Here is a 21994-nt window from a genome sequence, read left to right as displayed (position 1 = left end):
GCATGAACACCACCGGAGCAGCACTCGGCGGGACCGGCACCGTCATCATCGGCATCGCCCTGCTGGCCTACCAGGTGGGCCGGTGGAAGGGCGGCGACCCCACCCCCAAGATTCACTACTTCCTCGGCCTGACCATCGGCGTCCTGCTGTTCCTCGGCGGCGGAATCCTCGGCGCCATGGGAGGAGCCGCAGCTGCCCTCGGTGACGGGGTCGGAGCGTACGTCCTGGCGGGAGCAGCCGAGATCGACGTCACCGGCCAGAAGCCGGCCGCCACCGGCGCTGAGAAGGTCGGCCTCGGCGGTGTGGTCACGGGCTTGGTCCTCGTCTGCTTCTACGCCGGACTGATCAAGTCAGGCCGTGCAGACGTCACCGGCTCCCTCGTCCGAGGTGCACTCACCGGCGTGTTCCTCGGACTCGGAGGCGGTCTGATCGGTAGCGCCATCGGCCTGATCACCACCAGCGGCAACACGGTCGGAGACCTCCTCCTCAACTCGGCCTGAGCCGTCCAATGACCTGTCTGCGGCCTGGAATCGGCCTGTCTGGCACCTGCCCCGGCCAGGTGCCAGACAGGCCTCAGAACAGGCTCTGACCTGCTGAAACGGGTCAGACAGGCCGCAGGCACACCCCCACCTGAACCACCGAGAACGGCAGAAACCCACGATGACCCGCCCCGCTGACGAAAACGAGATCGTCGACGCCGAACTCCTCGAAGACAACGACCCCGGCCCGGGCGCCTCCCAGGACGACGAGGACCAGGACACCACTCCGTACGTCCGCATGCTGCTGCACCTGGCTCGGCGACTGGCCACCCGCGAGGCCAACGTGCTCGCCACCGGTGCCCGCCACACGGCCGGTGAGCTCAGACGCTGGCGAACCGCCGAGGACCTCACCGACGCGCACGTCGCCCGTGACCTCCTCAACACCCAGTACCGCCTGTGGCAGACGGCCCAACGCAAGAAGACCGGCCTCGCCAGGGCCCAGATCAGCCGCCTGGAAGCGCACAACAAGCGCCAGATGCAGCTGATGCTGCAAGGCCGCGGCCCTGGGCCCACACCGGCCACCGCGAACGCGATCGAGAAGTGGGCCAAGTTCCAGGCGAAAGTCGAGATGGTGGAGTTCGAGCCCGCCATGCCGACGCCCGTAGCCGTCACCGTGGGACGCGGGCAGATACGCCGACGGCGCGCCCGCCGCTTCCACGCCACGGCTGTGGGCCTCACTGTGGTGGACGGTCTCGGGCTCACGCTGTTCACCGGCCCGGTCGTGGTCACGGATCTCGTTCTGGCGGCGGCCACCGCCACCGTCCTGTGGGTACAGGGACGAGTGCGCACGACGCTGGCCCCCGCGCTTCCACACCTGACATTTCCCTACGCCGAACTGCCCGAGGAAATCGAACCCGCGGAAGAACCTGTTGCAGGGGACGACGGGAAGCCGTTCCCGATCCGGCAGGCCGAGAATGCCGAACAGGTCGAGGAATGCCTTTTCCGTGCTCTTTCCGTCGATGCCGATATCGCACAGGTCACGGATGCCTCACGCCTCGCCTACGGCTGGCAGGCCATCGCCGTTCTCAACTCCGGTACTCCGGCGGACATTGTCCGCCTGCTGCCGAAACTCGATGTCGCGATGCGCGTCGGGCAGGGCCGCACCATGGCCCAGGGGGGATACAACCCCAACGACAGCGCAGAGGTGATGGTCCGGGTCCTCACCGAAGACCCGTTCGCCAACCCGCCGGCCTTCCCGCTGCGGAACCCGTTGTCGTGCTCGATCCTCAAGCCCGTCTCCATCGGCATCAGCATCGACGGCGAGCCCACGGACGTCATCCTCGCCGGCCAGCACATCCTCATCGTGGCCAAGTCCGGCGGCGGCAAGTCAGCGATGGTCCGCACCCTCGCCGAATACGCCACCGCCTGCTCCGACGCCGTGGTCTGGGACCTCGACCCGACCGGCCGCGGACTCGGACCTCTACGGGGCCTGGCCGACCGGACCGCCTACATCGAAGAGGAGATCGAGGCCGCGCTGGCCGACCTGGTCCGCTACGCCGAGAACCGCATCGCCGCCCTCGACGAAGGCGAGGACAACTGGGTCGTCACCGACGAAGAGCCCGCCCTAATCGCGTTCCTCGACGAGTACTCCAAGCTGTCGAAGAAGGCCAAGGAGCACGCCCTCGCCCTCATCAGGATCGGCCGGAAGGCCAGGATCACCCTGGTGATCTGCACCCAGGACGCGACCAGCGACATCATGGGTGACGCCGTCGCCGACTCCTTCGGGATCCGCGTGATGCTGCCCTGCCGCATGGACGACGTGCCGATCGTCGTCGGAGACAGGAGCGCGATCTCCGCAGGCTGGCTGCCGCACCTCCTGGTGCCCAGCCCGGGGGAGTGGGACATCGCCGACGCGGGACGCTTCTACTGCCTGACCCCAAGGCACCGGGCGCCGATCCTCCGCTACTGCCCCCACCTCGACGCCGGCACGGCACTCCTGCGGGCCAAGGAGCGCCTCAACGTCGGGCTGCCCTCTCTGGACGCCGTCACCACAGGCGACGCGACCCGCAGACCCGTCCCCCGCATCGCCCAGCTCCTGCTGGACGCCTTCGAAAGCGAGGGATGGCCTGCGCAGATGACCGTCGACGAACTCCACGGCCACCTGCGGGCCGCCGACGTCGCCACATGGGGACGCTGGGACGACCGGACCGACCGGCTGGCCATGGTGGGACGCACCCTGCAGGCCGAGCTGAAGAAGGCAGCGCTCACGATTCCGACCGTGCGACTCACCGACCGCCCGAGCAAGCCCACCGCATACCGATTCCAGGACATCCAGGAGGAGATCAAGAGATCCAGCCAGTGACCACCACGCAAGCACCGGGATCGGCAGGATGCCGGTATGACAACCCACAACCCCACCATCCATCTGCGCCAGTCCGCGGACGCTCTCGAGCGTCTGGTCCGCGAGTTGAACAGCGGAACGGCCGGATGGCAGCACACCCGCCTCGCGGTGACCAGCGCACATGAGCTCGGGCGGATCGCCGCTGCGCTGCCTGCCGTCACCGAGCTTCTCGGCGCGGCCCTGCACACACACGCAGGGCCGCGCGCGGACACCGCCACGGGAGCTCTTTCACAGGCGACCACCACAGCTCGGGAACTCACCGGGCACCTACAACGCGCACGAACGCACGCGCAAGTACTGCGCTGAACCGTCCACTTGGGGGACCACTTGGAATCGATGCACGACGCCGGGCAAGCCGCCATCGCTCTGACAGCCCTTGTCGGCTTAGCGCTGCTGAGGCTGGCCGGCTGGCGACAACGGCGGATCTCCGCACTGCGCCATGAGATCGAACGCCGATCCGAGATGGTCCGTTCCTACGACAAGGACAGCGAGGCTTACCGGCTGTACCGCGACGAGACCGACGGGATGGCAACCGAGATCCGGCGCTTGAAAGCCGGCACCGGCCCCCTTACCGTCACCATCGCCGTGATCGCCACACTGTGCGGCCTCGGCGCGGCGGGGTACGGCGCCGTGACCGCATCGCCCCTGGCCCTCCTTCTCGGCGGAGTGTCGGTGATCACCGGGTTCCTCCTGCTCCTCAGCTGACCGGGCTGCACAGACCGCCCGCGACGGCGATCCCGCGCTTCCGGCGGTGTACCCCGCGTCAAGGGCGCCCTCTGCAAAAGGGCGCCCTTTCGTCGTTCTGGCCGCTCTCCGTAGCCAGCCGTGCGGTAGCCTCCCGGAGCGGCGTGCACGTACGCCGGAGCTCCCAGGAGACGCGGCCCACGCCCGGCCTCCGAAAGCGGAGCAAGGTTCGAGGAATCGCGTGCTCCTGGTCGAAGCCGTCCTGCACAGAACTCCAGTGCGGTGTATGCGTGGGAAGCGCCGCGGCATGGAGCTGAGCATGACGAAGGACCGCACCCGCAAACTGAAAGTCCGCGCGGTGATGGCGGCATCGGGGCGTACGTACGGCGAGGCCGCGGCCGCGCTGGAGCAGTGGACCGTGCCCGACGCCGGCCGGCGGCCCCCCGCCGGTGTTCCGATGGCACCCGACCCGCTGGGGCAGGCGGACAGCGGGGAGCTGTTCACGGCTCCGCTGATGGTGGTGGCCATGTTGCCGCGCGGCCAAGGCGGCCTTGACGCGGCGCAACTGATCGCTGACGCCTGCGACTACCTGATCTCCCACGAAGGCTGGTACCGAGCCAGGGCCGAGGTGTACGGCCCGCGGCCGACGCGCGAAACGGGCATGCCTCCGCTGACCGGCCACAAGCCGGCGATGCTCCTGGTGCGGGTCTCCGCCCGCCGACGCTGGAGCGCCCAGACCCTGCACGCCTTCCTCCGAGACGCCAGCACCGCGATCCTGACCGCCCTCGTGAACGAGCACCCATGGATCACCGAGCGGCACGTCTCCGTCCAGGCCCTGCCCCCAGAGACGGGTCAGCAGATCGTGGCCGTACAGCAGGGGAAGCCCGACGCGCTGACCACTGAAGCCCATCCCAGCCTGACCGAGCTTCATCCTCTCGACGCTGAACTGGACGAGATGGAGGAGTATCCGTTCCGAGTCGTCGACAGGCAGGACGTCGGCTGGTTCGCGGTCGGACCCGCCCGGTACACCAACACCCTCCTGCAGAGCGGCGGAGGAGAACCGAAGAGCCTTGCCGCCCTGGATGCCGAACGGGGGCCGCTGCGCACCGTCGTGCCCGTCCCGCAGGAGGACCTCGAGCGACTGCGCGACGCGCTCGCCGCAGCAGGTCCCAGGGCAACGGCTTCTCTGCTGGTTGCGCTCTACCGCCTCGCCCGACGGCACGCTGACCAGGAGTACGAACGGTCCGAGCGGCGCCAGAGCAGCCGTCTGTACGCCGGAGGCGATGACACCTGGGAGACCCAGGCCATGCGCAGCCTCATCTGGGGCCTGGGCGTGGACCTGGCGGACAAGGACCGGCGCCTCGACAAGCAGGCGATGCAGGAGGTGATGACCATCGTCGACCAGTGGGTCACGCCCCAGGCCGACGTGTACGTCGAAGTCGCCGGCAGTGTCGCCCGCGCCTTCCAGACCGCAGCCGAGCACGCCGGAGGCTGGGAGGCACTGGCCGACCGTCACTTCCAGTCCGGCGACCGGTTCGCGCACTCCGCGAACGCGGTAGAAGCTGCCTACGCATGGCTGATGGGCGAGCCCCGGCCCGGTGGAGGGCCGGCCCCCGGGCCGGGAGATGCTCAGCGACTGTAGCGACTCACGGCCCCGAGATGGTGCGGGACTTGGGCGCCCACGTCCCGCACTCGAAGGGAGCGGTGTCCTAGCCGCGGCCGCGCAGCGCGATGACGGAGACGGCCGCCCAGACCAGCGTGGCCACACCAACGGCCACCGAGCGGGCATCCTGCGGAGTGCCGGCCGAGACCATCGCTGTCGACCAGACACCCCAGCAGCACCAGAGCAGACGCGCGGGCCATGACCGCAGGACAGCGCTCGTGAGAAAGGCCCCGGCGCCCAAGCCCACCCACCAGTCGACGAGGTCACCGGCCGTCATCGGCAGCCCCGCGCTGTTCGACCGCAGGTACGCGACCACAGGCTGGTGAATCGTCTCGGCGAGCCCACTGCGTCGGGCGTACTCCCACGCCCAGCAGGCCGCTCCGTAGACGAGCCCCACCTTGAGCAGAAAGAGGAAGACCCGGGTCGGCGACAGGTCGATGGGCACGTGCGGTTCCAGCTCCCACCGGCTTACCCGCTCCTCCTGGTCAAGCGGCTCGGTGACATGCGTAGCCATACGGGTCCCTCTTTACGTCCGGAGCAAGGTGCTGCGGCAGACGGCACGTCGGCATCCGACCGGGTGCCGTCAACGCGTGTCCGCGGCAGTGCACTCTGACTTGAAGACCGGACACCGCTCAGGACAGGCACGGCTCGGGAGCTCCAGCGTCGGCGTACGGCCGGTGGCTCCCCAGACCTCTACCGTTCGCTCATGACCACAGCGATCACCCGGTATGCCGCGCGCGACCAACCAGAGGTCGTTCGACACGCAGCCTGGCTGCTGTGCCGCTGGCTGACCGAACACTCCGACGGCGCGACGCTGGCCGAGATCCAGGCCGACCCGTACTTCCGTGAACGCGTCGATCACGCCACGGGCGAGGAAGTCACCGCGGACGTTATCGAAACCGCAGCCCGGGTTCTCGTCGAGGAGCGCCGAGTCGGTACGGAGGGCGAGGTCTACCGGCTGCAGCCCGCGCTCCGCACCCCGCTGGGCGTGACCACATTGGAGTGGAAGGGGGCTGTCGTCCCCGGATTCAAGCGGAAGCGGTACACGATGAGGCTGTCGCTGTGCCCCTCGGGCTGGCCGCTGCCCCCAGAGCGGGCCGGCTATCCCGGTCACGAGATCTGCGGGTCGGTCTTCGACCGCGTCCGTGACCCGAGCGGATTCTGTGACGCCCTGCCGATCTGGCGCATCACCCGGAGCAACGGACGGATGACCGGCACGCAGTACTGGTGCGACGAGGAGCTACCAGCCGACCTCCGGGCCGCCGCTGTGACACTGGAGAACCAGCCTGAAACGGCAACCCGCTCCCTATAGCCCTAGCCCGGCGCCCCGGCGCCGGGCCCCAGTCCTCCGCGACACGGCTCAGGGCGCAGCCGTCCGCCCGCTAACCTTCGGTGCCCCATGAGATGTGCACGAGGTACGGGCGCTGCTCCGGAAGCACCTCGAAGGTCCACTCCAGCCCCGCCGAGTCGGTGACGCGGGACTCGCCTTCCTGAGTGGGCAGCGAGATGCCCGCCCGTGCCATGTAGTCCCGCATCTGCTCGATCACCTCGGCGGCGTTGTCCTCGGTCATCTCGAACCCGAGCTCCAGGCGCGCGAAGAGCCGCGCGGTCATCACGCCCATGCCGAAGGGCAGCTCGGTCTGCAAGGCCAGGAACCACTTCTTCCTCTCGCGACGACGAGGGGACGCCACCCGGCTGGGGACGCCAGCCTTGACCTGGGCGTAGGTCCGATCCAGGTGACGGGCCTTGTAGCCGGTGACGACGGAGGCGTCCCTGCTGAGGGTGACCGAGAACTTGTCCCGCTGGGTACGGAGCCGCCACCGGCCGGTCTCGGGATGCCGCAGCGCCGGGCGGGCGTCGGCGGCGGTGAGCAGATCTTCGAGCAGCGAGCGTATCTGCGCCTCTGCCGCCCGGCGATCCCCTCCGTGCGCGTCGATGAAGTGGTTGAGGGCCGCGTTGGAGATGGAGACCTCGTACGCCTCGTCGGAATCGAGCGGACGCGCACTGGTCTCCCGCCAGCGTGTCTCCTGCCTCAGGTCGGGCTTTGCCTTCGGCTGGGCCGCTCGCGGGCGGCCGAACCCGTCGCAGGACCGACACCAGCCGTCAGCCATCGACGTCTTCCGGGCACAGCGTGAGCCGTCCTTGTTGTATCGGGTGCACTGCCTGGTGGGCGGCTGGGGGATCGCGGCCATCGTGAAGTCCCTGGGCGTAGTGGGTAGGGAGCAGGTGGAGGAGCTCCTGACCTGCGTGTTGACGCCCTGACTGTGTGGCGGACCCCGCCCGATCGCCGCATGCGCGCGAATCCTGCTCCCCTTGTGCCCTACCGGCCGTTTTTCGCCCCACCCGCCGGTGGACAGCCCGCATCTCCTGAAGCCGCGGCGTCCCTGCGGCCGCAAGGTTTCAGCAGGAGAATGGGGTGCTCCGTCCCAGGGCCCGTCGGATCGTCAGGTGGTGCCGCGTACGCAGGCGCTGGAGCTCCCACACCGACAGCAACGTGACGGACACCGGCGGGCCGGCCACGAACAGCGCGTGCACCGCCGGAGGGGCAGCCACCGGCGGGCCGTCCAAGGCCTGGGCGACGAACAGGGACCAGACCAGGACGGGTGAGAGCAAGGGCGGCAGGACCTCTGACACGTCACCGACGCGGAAGGTGTAGTGCACGCTCAGCACCACGGCTGCGGCACTGAAGGGAACGCCGAACAGTACGCCCGCCGTGGAGATGAGCGCGCCGACGATCGGCAGACCGCCAAGCGCCTGGGTCACCTGCACAGCGCCGCCCAGAAGCAGGAACCACAGTCCCGCTGCCGATCCGAGCAGCGCAGCGAACCCCGCGGCCGGCCCGGCAAGACGCCGGCAGTAGACGGCGCGCACGGAAGGCCGCGCGGACAGCACGAAGCAGGCCAGAGCGATGGGGCCCGCGACGAGTAGAACACCAGCACTGAGGAACAACTCGAGCACCTGGTCCGCCGCGACATCGGCCGCCGACTCCTGGAGGGGGTAGGACCGGATCAGCCACAGTGTGGCCGCTCCGCCGACAGTCGTCCGCGCGACCTGCGCGGCCGCGATGGCCGGGTCCGATATCCGGTCCTGGCGGCTCGGGCGGAACAGCCGGTAGGCCGTCCGGAACGGGAGAGTGAGCAGCCGGGGGCACCCAGCAATCCGGGTGCCCCCGGTGTACCGGGTGCGTGCAGCGATGCTCATCGTGTGATTCCTCGTGGAAGCGGTTAGTCAGGTCTGGACGTGCTCGTAGGCCTCGGGCAACTGGCGGCGAACGGCTGCCCGAGAGAGAAGTGCTGAACTTATGAGCAGATGCGACGAATAGCGATGGTTAGCGAGGATTGCCCGGTGAGGTGGCATCGGGAGGGCTCAAGAGCTGGGGAGATCGGCGTAACAGCCGGACAGCGTGCAGGTGAGAACGTCGCTTCTGTGAGAACGCCGCTTCTGATCGAAGGCGCCTGCTGCTGCCCCCTCGGTCCACCGAGGGGGCAGCAGCGACGAGGGCTGTTCAGGGGCAGAGCGCTTCGCCGGTCGTAGGCCGGGCGGGCAGTGTGGCGACAGCCGGTCACATCCAGAACTGGATGAGCCGCTGGTGCTCATGGGCCTGAAGGAACCGGGTGACGTGCGCAGCGGGATCTCGTCCGGGCACTTCGGCATCCGGCAGTCCGAGTGCGGTGACCACCACGGTGCGCAGTGACGGGTCCAGGAGCGGCGCGTCCCAGAGAAGGCGGGTCACCGTTCGGGTGGAGGCGTGGACGGTCTTCTTCGATGTCGGCGATCTGCGGGTCGATGGACCCAGGAATGGCGTACCGCTGCCCCAGGCAGATGCGGTCGGCGTCTTCGATCAGCCGCGCGACAAAGAGGTCGGTGGCGCTCTGGCGGCCAGCCCTCCACAGGAAGAGCGCATCGTCCGGCAGGGGGTACAGATACGTGTGCTTCATGATCGTCTTTCTTGGTCGGAGTGTCTGGTCTCGTCAGCGGTCGCGGACGCCCAGCTCCTCCTGTGCGCGGGGGGCCTGCCGACGGGCGCAGGAGCGGCCGTCTGGGACTGCGGCGGCCGGCACGTCAGGCCCCGCCCGGTGCAGCAGAGGGCCGGAACGTGAAGGAGACGCGGAGCCCGCCCTCAGTGAGAGCGGGCTCCGCTGGATGTACGACCGATCGGGTCAGCTGGTGAACTGAGCGACCAGGATGGCGAACGCCTCCTCGTTCATCACTTCGATCTTGTGCTTCTCGGCCTTGGCGAGCTTGCCTCCGGCGCGCTCCCCGACGACGAGCAGGTGGGTCTTGGAGGTCACGTCGCGGCCGGGCTTGCCGCCCGCGTCCTTGATCAGCTGGTTCATCGCGGCGCGGTCATAGGCAGCGAGCGGCCCCGTCATGGTGCCGGTGACGACGACCGTCTTGCCTGTGAGCGGGCCGCTCACGGGGGCGGACTGAAGATCGGCCGTCAGCTTCACGCCTGCCGTGGCGAGCTTCTTGACCACCGCAGCGACCCGGGGAAGCTGCCGGGCGATCAGCTCGGCCTTCTTGACCCCGATGCCGTCCACCTCCATGAGCACCTGGGTGTCGGCCGTGACGAATGCGTCCATCGAGCGGAAGTGAGCAGCGAGCCGCTCGGAGAGTTCGACTCCGGTACCCGCGATGCCCAGCGCTGCCAGCACCTTCTCCAGCGGGCGGTCCTTCGCCGCGGTGATCTGCTCCAGCAGGTTCGACGCCTCACCGCTGCCCCGGGTCGCCTCGGTGAGCTGATCCAGGGTGAGGTGGAACAGGTCGCCGACATCGCGCACCAAACCAGCCTCGACGAGGTTGCCGATCACCGCCGGGCCGAGACCGTCGATGTCGAACTGCTCGCGTCCTGCGGCGTACAGCAGGGCGGCGGGCAGTCCGCAGGAGCCGCCGCTGGTCGCCGTCTCATCGCAGGTCCAGCGGCCCTTGTCGGTGTTGATCTTCCCGCCGCACACCGGGCAGGACGCGGGGAAGGTGATCGTCTCCTCGGTCCCGGTGCGCAGGTGGGTCACCGGCCCGACCACCTGCGGGATGATGTCGTTGGCCTTCCGGACGTAGACCGTATCTCCCTTCATGAGACCAATTCGGGTGATTTCCGAGGGGTTATGCAGGGTTGCGGAGGTGACCATGCTGCCGTCGATCTCGACCTCCTCCAGCACTGCCCGGGGTGCGAGGATGCCGGTCTTGCCCACGGCCCAGACCACGTCGAGGAGCTTGGTCATTCGCTCCAGACTGGGCAGCTTGTAGGCGACGCTGTAGTGGGGGTGCCGCGAGCCGGTACCTGCGGTGGTCTGCTCGGTGCGGCTGTTCGCGCGGATGACCACGCCGTCGATGTCGAAGGGCAGGCTGGGGCGCATCGCAGCGATCGCCGCAATCTGCTTCTGTACCTCGGCAATCGTCGCGACGACGTGGGCCTTCGGCGGGGTGGCCTCCGTGGTCTGTATGCCGGTGTCGGCGACCCACTTCATCAGGTCGGCGTGCGAGGTGTGGGCGAACACCTCGCCGCCCGGCAGCTCGACGGCCTGGAAGGCGAAGAACGTCATCTCCAGGGTGTAGGCCCTGTTCCTCGCCCGGATGGTGCCAGCGGCGGCGTTGCGGGCGTTGGCGAACGCGTCCCCGCCGTGCTGGGCGCGCACCTCCTTGGCCCGTTCGAACTGCTTGTGGGTGAAGAGGATCTCTCCCCTGACCTCGAAGGTCAGCGGCCGGTTCAGCTGCTGGGGGAGGCCGGTGATCGTGCCGATGGCATGGCTCCAGTCCTCGCCCTGACGGCCGTCGCCACGTCCGACAAGCTTGACCAGGCGACCGCTCTGGTACCGCGCGGCGACCGCGAAGCCGTCCAGCTTCACGTCCACGACATAGCCGCCGGTGACCGGGCCGCCCAGACGCCGCTGGAGCGACGCCTCCCAGGCCAGCAGCTTGGCGGGCGTGTTCACCTTGTCCAGGGACTGCATGGGCACCGTGTGCGGGACCTCGCCCGCAGGGACCGCCCCGTCAGCGACCTTGCCGGAGGGGGAGTTCGCCGCCACGTCCTCCGGGTGGCTCTCCTCCCATGCGACCAGCTGGTCCCGCAGCCGGTCGAAGGTGGCGTCGTCCAGCGGGCTCTCGCCGGTCGCGTAGGCACGAGATGCCTTCTGGATGGTGGCCAGGGCCTGGCGGTAGGCGGCGGTGCTGCTGATCGTGGTCTCGATAACCGACATGGGCACGGACCTTTCTGGACGCGGTTCAGGACCCGTCCGGCAGTGCGGAGCCAGCGCCGCACGGATCGTCTGTGCGGCGCTGGCGGGTGGGGTTGACGGGCTGAGCCTGCGCCCCGGAACCGCGATGGTCCCCACGCTCGCGAATTTCGGCTCGCCCGCACCGCCACGGTCCACACGCGCGTGCCGGCGTTCTCGCCGGCTTCAGACGGGACAGCGGGTCAACGGCCGGCCCGGCGCCGCGCGTCGCTGAGGATCTCGTCCCGCGCTGGATGCGCGTCCACCGCCGCCCGCAGCGCGGCCCACCAGGTGCTCGCATACCTTTCCCGCTCTACGGCTTCCGCCAGGCGTTCTTCGGCCCTGGTCAGGCGGGAGGCGAGGGTTCTGCAGGTGCAGGCGGCGTCGGGGTCGTTGATCCGGGCTAGACACCCTGGCAGCAGGCACAGTGCCCCGTCCGGGTCGGTCCACCAGTAACAGCCCGGCGGAATCTGCTCAGCAGGAACAGCGATGGGCGCCTCTCGATCTCCGGGTCTACTCATCGCAGTGGGGTGGCGAGGTTCAGGGCGGCAGCCAGTGTTGGTGGGAGCATGCTTGACCTTCCGTGTAGCAGAGGCTTTCGCTGGCCAACGGAGACCCATCGTGGACTCGGTAGCGGACAGTCCCGCTGCAGAGCCGATTCGTGGCGCCGAGGGTTGTGGTCCGGGAGCAGTGCTCCCGCCCTACGCAAGGAAGCGCAGAGCCAGGGTGGGGCTGGCCGGGAGCCTGTCGCGTCCCAGGGGCGACAAGAGCGTCTTCCTCTGCGGTGCGGGCGCCGGACCCCTGGCTGCTCCGACAGTCCGGGGCCCGGCACGGAGGGTCTCTTCTACATGGGCTCGCTGATCTCGGCGAAGAATGTGGCGGCGCGCTCCAGCACGTCCTTCTGGGTTTCGCTCAGCTCGTCGTTGACGTCGCCGTGCGTGCCGAACAGCTCCACGGCGGAGTGGGCAAGAGCGGCCAGGTCCCAGCCGTTGAACGTCTCCAGAAGCGATGCCAGAACGTCCTCTCCGCCCTGAGGACGGGAGGTCCGTGCGCGCATGGCTTGGCGGGTGCAGGGCTGCCCGGTGCGGGCCTGGGCGCACTCCTCGGCATCCGTGTGGGGCAGGCAGTCGGCGCAGGCCAACGTGAAGGACTCACAGGCCAGGTGTTCACCGCTGCGGCGCGCCGAGTGCCGCCGTTGCGGCAGGTGGCAGCGGGTGCACCGGCGCTGACGGAGGCGGCCAAGGCCGTCTCGGAGCGCGGCGAGGACGTGGGCCATCTCGTCGATGCTCAGCTCGAAGAACTTCGCGTCCGCTGTGCCGTTGTCCCGGATGAGCAGCGAGTCTTGGTCTGAGGTGTCGGTGTACGAGCCCGGCGCGGCAGTTCGTGGCTCTTCGACATCACTGCCGTCGGCGTCGACCAGGAAGAAGTGCTCGCCGCCGTGCAGGGCGGAAACGGCCGCGCTCCACAGTTCCCAGTGCAGGCCGTCGGCGCGAAGGGTGGCCCGCTCGGAGTGGGCGGTCACGAACACGCTCCCGCAGCCGGCACGCTCGAACGACAGGCCGGGCTGTTCCGCCAGGCCGCCAGAGCGACTGATCTCAAGATCAGGAAAGGCGGCGGTCAGGTAGCGGGCGGCGTGCTGCTCGGCCCGTGAGAGTGAAGCTGCCCATACCCGCCGTGCAGCGGTTTCCGGGCAGTGGGAAGCGAAGGTGATGTTGTGCGGCATTGTGGGCTCCGGCGTGGTCGGGAAGTGGGACGCCGGAAGACTGCTGCCGAACCACGACGGAACCTCATCCGTCGCGAATCTCCATGCCGATTCCGCCACGTACACGAGGCTGATGGCCAGCCAACTGAACTACCTCGTGACCTGCCACTGCTGGAGGAAGAACGGGTCCGAAGGGGCGGCGTCCCTCAGCGGATGACCATCGGCCGAGAGCTCGTCCCGGGAGACCAGCATCGGGACGGCGCGGGTGTCGCCACTGGACAAGTGAGGGCAGAACTCCATCGCCAAGTCCTTGCACTTGGCGTGCAGCGCGGCTTGGAGCACCTGGCCCTCAGGGGTGGCCAGTACCCACGCCTCCTCGGGCAGCTCATCGCCACACACCTGGCAGAGCCACTGGTTGTGCGCGAGGGCGCAACGTGCCCCATCGAGGGCGAGCCAGAAGACGTAGTCCGCGGTCCGGGGAGCGATCCAGGGCACCGGCAGGCCCTTGTGGACCGGGCGGGGTAGCCCGGGCGGGTCCGAAGCAGCGAGCCCGGACTGTTGCAAAGCGCGCCAAATAGGGACTTCCATGCCCATCGCTGAGCACTGGACGTTGCCGCAGACGAAGCGGCGGATCTCCACGTCGTACTGAAGCGGCTCGGCGCACTCTGCGCAGGGCGGTGCAGGGAAGCTCACAAGCCCATCCTCTCCGAAGGAACCTACGGGCGTACCCGTGGGCCCGAGCGGGTCCACGGCTGACGATCACGGATTCTCGGATGGGACGCAGCAGATCCGTGAGTGCTCGCGAGTCCTGCGACGCCCGGCGAAGGCGGAGGGCGAAACCGCAGGGGCACAGGCCCCTGGCCGTCGGACAGGCCGACGGCCAGGGTTTACACCTCCGCCCGCCTGGCGGTGATGGGCGGCAGAAGGTCTCAGTCCAGGGTCTCCAGCCAGGCAACCACTCCACGCTCGTACCGGTCACGGGCCGCGTCGGCGACGGCCCGTAGCGCGGCCAGACCCGGCACGTGGGCGTCTACGGCATCGCGCATGAAGTCCGGCATTACGGCGGCAAGCTGCTCCTTGGTCCGGCCGGCTGCCAGTCCGGGGCCCCGCCGCTGGGCACTGACGGCGAGCTCAGCGAGTTGCTCCGCAGTCATCGTGGTCTGGGCCGTGCTGACCGTGTCGACCGTGTTGTCCGGGGCCATGTTCAGAATCTCGAGTGCGTGCGCCTGCCACAGCGTGACGCCGTGGCCCCGGAACTGCACCTTGCCGGATTCCCACCCGCAGGCACAGAGCAGACGAGCGTCGTCGTCGCTGTGGTGGTGCCAGTTCGGGATGTGCCTGCCCGAGGTCCAGAGAGCCTGCGCATGCTCGGGGCACGCATGACCGCTCAGCGGCCGGTGCTGGAGCCAGCCATCACTTGACCAGTCCTCGCGTTCTGGAGGCGCACCGGAGAGGGAGGCGATCATGTCGAACTGGCGGAGGCAGCCAGGTACCAAACACGAGCGTAGGGACACTCCACTGCGCTCCCACTCCTGGTGAGCGAGCAGCATCTCCTGTGCGAGTACGTCAACGACGGCGGAAGCCACCATGTCGGCCTCACCTCCTGATAGGCGGATCGGCTGCTGTGCCGATGCCATCGCAAGAGCGTTGGGGCCGAGTCTGATGGTGATCGTACGGGCGGCCGCTGCGATGCGGGAGCGTAGCTCGTCGACGCGTTCCGGTTCGGTGAGAGGCATCTGGTCTCCATTCGGGGCGGACTGCATGGTGGCCGGTGAACCGGCCATGTCCTGCGGCGCTCGGTGGGGCGTCGGGTTCACGACTTGCCCGGGCCCCACCGCGGCCGCACGTCGGTGGGAGGGGCGCAAGGTGGTCACCAGCCAGGTGGGGGCGGCGGCTCCCACATTGATGGGGGCTCCTCCTCGCGGGTGTAGCTGGGATCGATGACGCCCAACGGGCAGTCAGGGGGTCGCAGTACTGACCGGCTGCGGCGCGGCAGTAACTGCATCCCTCATCGAGGAGTAGGGCCGTCTCGGGATTGTCGAAGCGGTGTTCGGCGTAAGGCATGGGGTTAAGGCCTCCTGTCTTCTCGGTGGCCCGGGCTGGGCAGACACTGTCGGTGTGGTGTCGCGGTCGCGTACTACGTCCGCAGGTACAACCCGGGCCGGTACAGGTCAGGGCGGGGCGGCGGCCGGCTGCGGATGGTCGGCGTCGGGACCCGAGCAGGCATGGACGGTGCACCAGTGGGCGCCGGCGAAGGTGACACCGCCGTGTGTGACGATCGCGGCGGCCGCCAGCCCCCTCGCGAGCGCGTTGAACGCTTCGGCTGCCGCTCCTTGCTTCGGAGAGTGGAATTGGAGGGCGTCGCCCTTGGAGCCGACGACGCTGGCCGACTGGCTGGCGATGGCTACGAGCACGTCAGTGGGGCGGTCGCGGAGCTCGGCGATATGGCGGGGCACTGCAAGCCGCAGCGTTTCGACGAGGGCAACGTTTCCCGCGGCTGCGTTCTGGGTCGGCTCGGAGCGGTGGACGGGACGAATGGGCATCGGCTTCCTCGGGCTGGGGGCGTTGAGGAGGCCGATGGTGCGTTCAGAGGGCTGGATCCCTCGCACCGTCGCGAATTCCCTGACCGTCAGGTCTTCAGGCGCCAACTGGTGCTGCAAGAGGCGAGGTTGGAAAACGTGGTTGTCAGTGGGGCCCCATAGGGTCGAGGTACCGCGACTCTCTCCTGTCTTCCTCCCTTCGAGGGACAGCGATGAGCCTCATGCCGCGTCTGCGGTTACGACCCTCGGCCTGCCATTCGGAGCCCGGCCGCGGTCATTCGCTACCGCGAGGACACATCCGCTCTCTGAGCACCCAGGAAGGACCATGACTTTCCCCTTCGGACCGCCCATCGACCTCAGCGACCTGACCAACTTCGTACAGGTGGATGCGCGCCCCCGCCGGTCGGCTTTCGTCGGCCGGGTCTCCACCAAGGACAACCAGAACCCCAGCAGCTCCATCCCCCGGCAGGTGGTCCTCGCCGCCCAATGCCTCCACGAGGGGGAAGAGTTCGTCGGCTACTACTGGGACGTCGAGTCCGGGATGCTTCCCCCCGAGTCCCGGGGCCTTGCCCCGCAGGAGATGTACGACGCGCTGCGCGTCCCGACCCGCCGGGACGGCGGCCTTCAAGACCTCCTCAACCACGCCGAGCCGATGGGGATCACCCACGTCCTGGCCGAGCGCGCCGATCGTGTCGCGCGGGCCATGCTCACCAGCCTCACCACCGAGCATCAGCTCCAGCAGGCGGGAGTGGAGGTGGTGTACGCCAACGAACCACAGGGCGGGACCGAGTCCGGCCGGCTGCGCACCCGCCGCTACGGACAGGTCGAGGCGGAGGTGTACCGGACGGTCATGCTGGAGATGTCCATGGGCGGGCAGTTCCAGCACGCCCTTGGCGGATGGAACCACGGCTACCCGCCCTACCCCTACATTGCAGTCGTCGACGAGAACGCACCGCCGCCGCCGCGGGGCCGGTTCGGAGAGGCGCGGCCGAAGAAGAAGCTTGCCCCGCACCCGGACTCGCGACGCTTCGACGCCTCTCGGGAGCTGTGCCGCCTGCGACGGGAGGAGCACCTGAAGTCGGGAGACATCATCTCGATTCTGTCGGCCGATCCGGAGCGGTACCCGATCGAGGGCCAATGGACGTACAACCTCGTCGAGGGCCTGATCGCAAACCCGAAGCTCACCGGCTACCAGGTCTACAACAGGAAGGCGTCCCGGACCGGGCGGCCGGGCTTCTCTCAGTGGAATCCGATCTCGAAGTGGGTGTGGTCGCCGGGCCCTGTGCATGAGCCCGTGGTGAGTCTCGCGGAGTGGAAGCAGGCCCAGGAGGTGACCGCCGGGCTCCGGGCGGGCGCCGAGGGCGGCCCGCTGCTGCGCATTCAGGCCGCCGCTCGTCAACAAGGCCTGACGGTCACGAAGGTCGACAGCACCGGCAGTCACACGCGGTACCGGATCGGCACCCGGCAGGTCGTCCTGCCCACCCCCATCCCGGATGCGGTCGCTCAGCAGATCATCGAGGACCTGGAGCGTGCGGCGTGAGCGAGGTCATCGAGTGCCAGGCCAGCCGGCGCGGCCGTCTGTGGGTGGCACACGAGCCCGAGCACGGCGTGTACGGGAGCGGGCGGACGCTGCGGCTGGTCCGCGTGAGCGTCGAGGACGGTCTCGCGCTCGTAGGCGTGTCCGCCGAGGTAAAGATCATCCCAGTGACGCCGGAACTGGAGAAACTGCGTGACGCTGAGGACGCCCGTACGGCGGCCTTGGCCAAGGCGGTGGAGGCCCTGGCTCTGCGGCGGACATCCTTGAGTGACATCGCCCTGGCGACCGGAGCGTCCGTCAAGCAGGTGAAGCTGCTCCTCGCCAGACCAGCCGAGGACCCGAGGACTCACGCGGATCCCGACTCCGCTCCGAGGGGAAGCCGCTCGCCGGCCGCCCTGCCGTGATGTGAGGAGAGCACATCGGCGATCGGTCCTTCCTGGGCAGCGAAGCGCGATAGCCGACTGACCGGTCGGCGACGCTGTTCTTGCTGCTTGAGAGGCTGATCGCCCGGCTCACCCGTGGCCGCAGGCTCCGAACTTCCTGCGACCGGGGGCCACTCCAGAGGGACCACGCGGGCCGGGCTGCCCTGGCGCAGCTGGATGGTCGCAGCCGTCGCCAAGGCGGAGCTGACGAGCTTGGCGTGGCCGCCGATAGTGATCCGTGCGTCGTCCAGGGTCGCCAGCCGGGCGTCGAGCAGAGTCCGGCGGCTGACCACCTCCACAGTGAACCTGCCGGGACTGTGCTGCCGGACCACGTAGCTCTCCGCACCGAGCGTGCACTCCCAGGTTCCAGCCTCGGTCTCGGCCATGTCGACGAGAGTCCGGACCTGGTCCAGCGGACTCTGGACTGCCGGGTGGTTCTCGTCGACATGTTCCTCGAACGCCCGCCGTGCGAGCAGCGCGAATCGGTACCGGCCGACCTCGCCGCACAGGGGACACTCGAGCTTGTACCTGTCCGGGGCAGTGCTCTCATCCTCGGTGATCTTCGGCTGTAGGCCGTTCACCGAGGGCTCGGGTGCTCTCTGCTTGCGAGGTCGTAGGGTCACCGGCTCATCCCTGGTTCTCGGTGTTGATGGCATTCGCATTCTGCCCATGAGGGAGGCGCCGCCGGACAGTTTCGACCCGCTGGTCTGGACGCCGGCCGGGGTGTGCACTGCTTTGCCAGCAGGTCGCTTACCTGGACGGTGCTGAGCTTCCGCTCGAACGGGTGAGGCCGCGGGCGGCACGGCGACCTCACCTCGTAGGCCTGCGTATCACCCCGCGCTGGACCACCCGGGAAGAGCTTCCAGGCGGCGACGCCGCTCGGCGGGCTGCTTGCCCTCGCGGACGAGGGCCTTCTGCTTCAACAGCCAGCGGTAGAGGCCGACGCCGTCGATCGCTTCGTCGAAGGGGACCTTCAGGTGGCCGTGGGCGGCGGCCCAGTCGGCCAGGACCTCGAAGCTCGCCTCCCAGGCGGCAGCGTGGCCGTCCCACATCCATTCGGGCCGCTGTTCCAGAGTCTCCGCCTGACCGGCGGGCAGTGTCCCCTTGCGGTAAGCCGTCCGCTTCCGCGAGACGGTGTGGCCGAGGGCGAACTGGATGCCGTCCTTGTTCACTTTGTACGGCTGTGGGATCCGAGCATGCCCGTGCTCGCTGATGAAGTCGTCGAGGTGCTTGAGGAAGAGCTCGAACTTCGCGTCGTGTACGTGCCACATCCAGCCGGGCAGGGCCTCGTAGTACGCGATCTCATCGGCGTCCATCAGCTTGTCGCGGTATCGGTTGCGAGCCAGCGTGACGAAGTTGTCCAGCCGGTAACCCGTGGGGGAGACGAAGCCCCGCGGCACCCTGGCGTGGCCCTTGACTGCGACGAACGCTTCCAGCTCCGTCCGCCCTTCCTCGCGCTTGGTGTCGGCAAGGCTCCACGTCCATCCAGGCTGCCCTGACAGCAGCTCCTCCCGGCGGGGCAGGAGCTTGCCAGCCGCGCGCAGAGACCTTTGACGAGCCGCCCAGGCCCCGAGGCTCCCGGCCTCGGTGGAAAAAGGCACAGCCGCGTGTCCGTGCTGCGCGACGTATCGCTCCAGCAGGCCGAGCCACCGGTACCAGTCCTCGGTGGTGTTCTCCAGGACGTGGACGCCCAAGGCCTGCACGAAGCGGGCCCCCACCGTCGCGCTGCCGTAGATCTTGACCTTCTCGGGCAGTATCGCCTGGGCGTCGATGCCGTCCGCCGTCGGCTCACTGCTCAGCCGACGGCGAGCGGCAGTAAGGGCAGCGTCCATGCGCTCGTCCTGATCGCGGAGCGCGGCCAGGACTCGCCACACATGCTGGAAGGCGCTGGCTTCCAGGACCGCCTGCGGATTCTCGCCCGGCGCGACGTAGACAGGGAGGAGGATCGTCGCCGGACGGTCGTGCTCGGGATGGAGCCTCAGCGCCCGGCCGACAGCCTGCACGATGTCTGTCTGGGAGGACTTCGGGTCGACCAGGCAGATGCCGTCGACGCTGCTGACGTCTACGCCCTCGGTCAGGGCACGGACGTTGTTGAGGACGACCCGTTCGTCCCCGGCGGGCGCGGCCAGCATGGCCAGCTGCTCAGCGCGCTTCCCTGCCGGGGTGGCGGCGTCCATGTGCAGAGAGGTGATCGTCACGCCTGCTGCTGCGGTGCCGATCGAGCCGAGGGAGGCAGAAAAGCGCTTGGAGCGGTCTACCCGGCTGTGGAAGGCGATCACGCTGCGCAGCTCACGTTCGCGCATGGCCCGCGCCAGGGCGATCTGAGCGGCCACCTTCGAGGAGTCCCCGGGGCCGGTCCGGGACGTCGCCTCCTTCTGGAGTGCGGCGTGCACGTCCTCGTCGGAGACCAGGACGATGGCCACCTCGTAGTCGGCCAGTAGGTTCCGCTGGATGGCGGCGCCGAACGTTAGCTCGTGAACCCGAGTGCCGTACTGCGCCTCGTCGTCCATCGAAATGACATCCGCCATGCCGTCCGCGCCCTCGTGAATGCGACTCGTGGCCGTAAGCGACAGACGGAACGCCGCCGGAATCCGGTCATTGTCGAGCACGACTGCATTGGATTTCCCCGACGGCCCAGCGGTGTGGTGGGCCTCGTCCAGAACGATGAGGTCCAGCGGTGAAAGGGAACGTCCCGCGTACGCCTCGGCTATCCGCCCCACCGACTGATAGGTCGAGATCACCAGCCGTATCCGCCCGGCCTCCGCCGTAGCGAGGAACGCCGCTACCCGCTCGGGGTCGACGGTCACCGGTACGTCCGCCCCGCCCACCGCGGAGTCCGAGCAGACGATGAGCGTGTCCAGAGTTCCGGGGAAGTCGGCTGCCCACCCGCGGTGCACCTGCTCGGCGAGTGCGAGGGTCGGCACTGCGACGAGTACCGAGGAGGCCGCCCGCCTTCGGGCCGTTTCACGTCCCACCAGGGACTTGCCCGTGCCGCACGCCATCACAACCAGTGCGCGGTCCCCATCGGTCCGCATGATGGCGTGCAGCGCCTCCTCCTGATGAGGGCGTGGGGTGAAGCGGAACGAGCTTCCAGAAGAGGAAGCGCGGGACCGGCTGGCATACATGCGGGCTCCGTGGGCGAGGTGATCTGAGTAAGGGAGCCGATGGTGCGCCGGGTGCATGAGGCGGCCAGAGTTTCCGCGAATTCCGGCCGAGCAGGGCCGCCAGATGAGCAAGTGAACTGAAGGCGTTGTCCGACGTGACAGACGGACAACGGGGCCAGCCGCGCAGTGTGGTGTTCATGGGTGCAGGTTCGTCTCAGCGCTTCTACCGTTGGCCTCATGAATGGAAATGTCGAGCCGTTCGGGGATTCCGGGTCCTCGCTGAACGCCGTGGAAGTTGAGACCGCCGACGGGATATGGATGCTGATCTACGGCGACGGCCCCGACTTCACCACCATGGACACCGCGTTCGTTCCAGCCGCGCTGATTGAGCGACGCGGGGACGTGACCTAGCGGCTGGCGTCAGTAGCCGGCCAGCCGCACCGGGCAGCGGAAACTGCACTCGCCTTCCATGACCGGCCGGCACGTCCTGGCCGCAATCGGCAGGGCCGCCCAGGAGCGCGTCCTGGGCCCTGCCGGTGAATGACGGATCAGCACCCAGCTCGCAGCGGGGTGAAAGCGAGCTTGTCGCCCTCCGCGGCGGCGGCGGCCTTGGCGTACGTCGCGGAGTCCACCTCGTACCAGACGTCGTCCCTGCCTGTGTTGCCGTCGACGTCGTCGAGTTCGACGCACCACCGCGCGTGCCGGACGACCCGGTCATAGGTCTCCGTGCCCTGCTGCACCTTCCGGCAGGTCCGGGTCGGTTCGGTCGTGTACCAGGTGCGCGTCTTCCCCTTCGTCGTAGAGGTGTGCTTGACCCGCTTGGTACCGGTAGTGCACTGCTCGACCATCCGGGGGCGAGTGTCGGTCACGGTCTTCTTCGTGACGATCCGAAGGTCATCGCGCGCACCGGAGACAGTGCTGTCCTTGGAGCCACCGCAGGCGCTGAGCGCGCAGGCGAGAAGGGCGACGCCAGCTGCCATCCGAGCGGCCATACGGACGGGACGCGACATCGGCTTCGACTTCCCGGTGGTAGCGGTAGAGGAACGGATTGATATGGGCACGAACAACTGCTCCTGTCTCCACAAGTGGTTGGGGGGTGCGCTGCACTTGGCCGGCGCTTACGGAGCAGAGGGTCCTCGACGAATGCGGTGGTACCGAGTTCTGGCGAATCCCCCTCGGCACTTTGAGGTTGGAGCCATGCCAACCACCTACCGGGCGGACAGGAACGCCTCGGAGCCCAGAAGAAGCGT

The 21994-nt window shown here is 68.6% G+C and carries 21 protein-coding genes; 9 read left to right on the top strand and 12 right to left on the bottom strand.

Annotated features, from left to right (window positions below; translation table 11 throughout):
• The first annotated feature begins 2 nt into the window (after window positions 1–2).
• From ACWD3O_RS09725 to ACWD3O_RS09705, 5 genes are all read left to right on the top strand, one after another.
• Complete coding sequence (locus tag ACWD3O_RS09725; RefSeq protein WP_388983219.1) at window positions 3–500, top strand: hypothetical protein; 498 nt, start codon at window positions 3–5, stop codon at window positions 498–500.
• A gap of 160 nt (window positions 501–660) precedes the next feature.
• Window positions 661–2841 carry a hypothetical protein gene (locus tag ACWD3O_RS09720; RefSeq protein WP_451415473.1) on the top strand — a complete coding sequence of 727 codons (2181 nt, stop codon included), beginning with the start codon at window positions 661–663 and terminating at the stop codon, window positions 2839–2841.
• 36 nt (window positions 2842–2877) lie between these two features.
• Window positions 2878–3186 (top strand): hypothetical protein, encoded by a 309-nt coding sequence (locus tag ACWD3O_RS09715; RefSeq protein ID WP_451415472.1) that lies wholly within the window; start codon window positions 2878–2880, stop codon window positions 3184–3186.
• Window positions 3187–3207: 21 nt separating this feature from the next.
• Window positions 3208–3585, top strand: a complete 378-nt coding sequence (locus ACWD3O_RS09710; protein WP_425823872.1) for a hypothetical protein — start codon at window positions 3208–3210, stop codon at window positions 3583–3585.
• A gap of 298 nt (window positions 3586–3883) precedes the next feature.
• Complete coding sequence (locus ACWD3O_RS09705; RefSeq protein ID WP_451415471.1) at window positions 3884–5206, top strand: hypothetical protein; 1323 nt, start codon at window positions 3884–3886, stop codon at window positions 5204–5206.
• Window positions 5207–5273: 67 nt separating this feature from the next.
• Here ACWD3O_RS09705 and ACWD3O_RS09700 read toward each other — a convergent pair whose 3' ends face one another.
• Window positions 5274–5741 carry a hypothetical protein gene (locus tag ACWD3O_RS09700; protein WP_451415470.1) on the bottom strand — a complete coding sequence of 156 codons (468 nt, stop codon included), beginning with the start codon at window positions 5739–5741 and terminating at the stop codon, window positions 5274–5276.
• A gap of 192 nt (window positions 5742–5933) precedes the next feature.
• Between ACWD3O_RS09700 and ACWD3O_RS09695 the strand changes: the two genes are divergently transcribed.
• Entirely contained in the window at window positions 5934–6539 is a 606-nt protein-coding gene (locus ACWD3O_RS09695) for a hypothetical protein (RefSeq protein ID WP_451415469.1), read from the top strand.
• Between the two features lie 70 nt (window positions 6540–6609).
• Here the strand turns inward: ACWD3O_RS09695 and ACWD3O_RS09690 are convergent, their stop codons facing one another.
• The 8 genes from ACWD3O_RS09690 to ACWD3O_RS09655 form a co-directional block, all read right to left on the bottom strand.
• The gene (locus ACWD3O_RS09690) at window positions 6610–7338 is read right to left on the bottom strand and encodes a hypothetical protein (protein WP_451415468.1); all 729 of its coding nucleotides are present in this window, start codon (window positions 7336–7338) and stop codon (window positions 6610–6612) included.
• 289 nt (window positions 7339–7627) lie between these two features.
• Entirely contained in the window at window positions 7628–8428 is an 801-nt protein-coding gene (locus ACWD3O_RS09685; RefSeq protein WP_451415467.1) for a hypothetical protein, read from the bottom strand.
• Window positions 8429–8789: 361 nt separating this feature from the next.
• Window positions 8790–8960 carry a hypothetical protein gene (locus ACWD3O_RS09680; RefSeq protein ID WP_451415466.1) on the bottom strand — a complete coding sequence of 57 codons (171 nt, stop codon included), beginning with the start codon at window positions 8958–8960 and terminating at the stop codon, window positions 8790–8792.
• Window positions 8961–9387: 427 nt separating this feature from the next.
• Window positions 9388–11424: an NAD-dependent DNA ligase LigA gene (ligA, locus tag ACWD3O_RS09675; RefSeq protein ID WP_451415465.1), complete on the bottom strand. Its 2037-nt coding sequence runs from the start codon at window positions 11422–11424 to the stop codon at window positions 9388–9390.
• Window positions 11425–12283: 859 nt separating this feature from the next.
• A complete protein-coding gene (locus tag ACWD3O_RS09670) occupies window positions 12284–13162 on the bottom strand; it encodes a hypothetical protein (RefSeq protein WP_451415464.1) in 879 nt (292 codons plus the stop codon).
• A gap of 129 nt (window positions 13163–13291) precedes the next feature.
• Window positions 13292–13636, bottom strand: a complete 345-nt coding sequence (locus ACWD3O_RS09665) for a hypothetical protein (protein WP_451415463.1) — start codon at window positions 13634–13636, stop codon at window positions 13292–13294.
• A 434-nt stretch (window positions 13637–14070) separates the two neighbouring features.
• Window positions 14071–14877, bottom strand: coding sequence for a hypothetical protein (locus ACWD3O_RS09660; protein ID WP_451415462.1), 807 nt, complete (start codon window positions 14875–14877; stop codon window positions 14071–14073).
• A gap of 435 nt (window positions 14878–15312) precedes the next feature.
• Window positions 15313–15801, bottom strand: a complete 489-nt coding sequence (locus tag ACWD3O_RS09655; RefSeq protein ID WP_451415461.1) for a hypothetical protein — start codon at window positions 15799–15801, stop codon at window positions 15313–15315.
• Between the two features lie 205 nt (window positions 15802–16006).
• On the opposite strand from ACWD3O_RS09655, the gene ACWD3O_RS09650 reads away from it, so the two are divergent.
• Entirely contained in the window at window positions 16007–17221 is a 1215-nt protein-coding gene (locus ACWD3O_RS09650; protein ID WP_451415460.1) for a recombinase family protein, read from the top strand.
• The gene (locus ACWD3O_RS09645; RefSeq protein WP_451415459.1) at window positions 17218–17622 is read left to right on the top strand and encodes a hypothetical protein; all 405 of its coding nucleotides are present in this window, start codon (window positions 17218–17220) and stop codon (window positions 17620–17622) included. The genes ACWD3O_RS09650 and ACWD3O_RS09645 overlap by 4 nt, the downstream gene beginning before the upstream one ends.
• Here ACWD3O_RS09645 and ACWD3O_RS09640 read toward each other — a convergent pair.
• Complete coding sequence (locus tag ACWD3O_RS09640) at window positions 17565–18221, bottom strand: hypothetical protein (protein WP_451415458.1); 657 nt, start codon at window positions 18219–18221, stop codon at window positions 17565–17567. The genes ACWD3O_RS09645 and ACWD3O_RS09640 overlap by 58 nt on opposite strands.
• Before the next feature lie 249 nt (window positions 18222–18470).
• Window positions 18471–20765, bottom strand: coding sequence for a Helicase associated domain protein (locus ACWD3O_RS09635; RefSeq protein WP_451415457.1), 2295 nt, complete (start codon window positions 20763–20765; stop codon window positions 18471–18473).
• 216 nt (window positions 20766–20981) lie between these two features.
• Here ACWD3O_RS09635 and ACWD3O_RS09630 point away from each other — a divergent pair, with 216 nt between their 5' ends.
• The gene (locus tag ACWD3O_RS09630) at window positions 20982–21155 is read left to right on the top strand and encodes a hypothetical protein (protein ID WP_351867395.1); all 174 of its coding nucleotides are present in this window, start codon (window positions 20982–20984) and stop codon (window positions 21153–21155) included.
• Between the two features lie 137 nt (window positions 21156–21292).
• Here ACWD3O_RS09630 and ACWD3O_RS09625 read toward each other — a convergent pair whose 3' ends face one another.
• Complete coding sequence (locus tag ACWD3O_RS09625; RefSeq protein ID WP_451415456.1) at window positions 21293–21613, bottom strand: hypothetical protein; 321 nt, start codon at window positions 21611–21613, stop codon at window positions 21293–21295.
• Between the last annotated feature and the right edge of the window lie 381 nt (window positions 21614–21994).

The organism is Streptomyces sp. NPDC002640, assembly GCF_053592575.1.
This window is presented reverse-complemented; position numbering and strand designations above follow the sequence as displayed.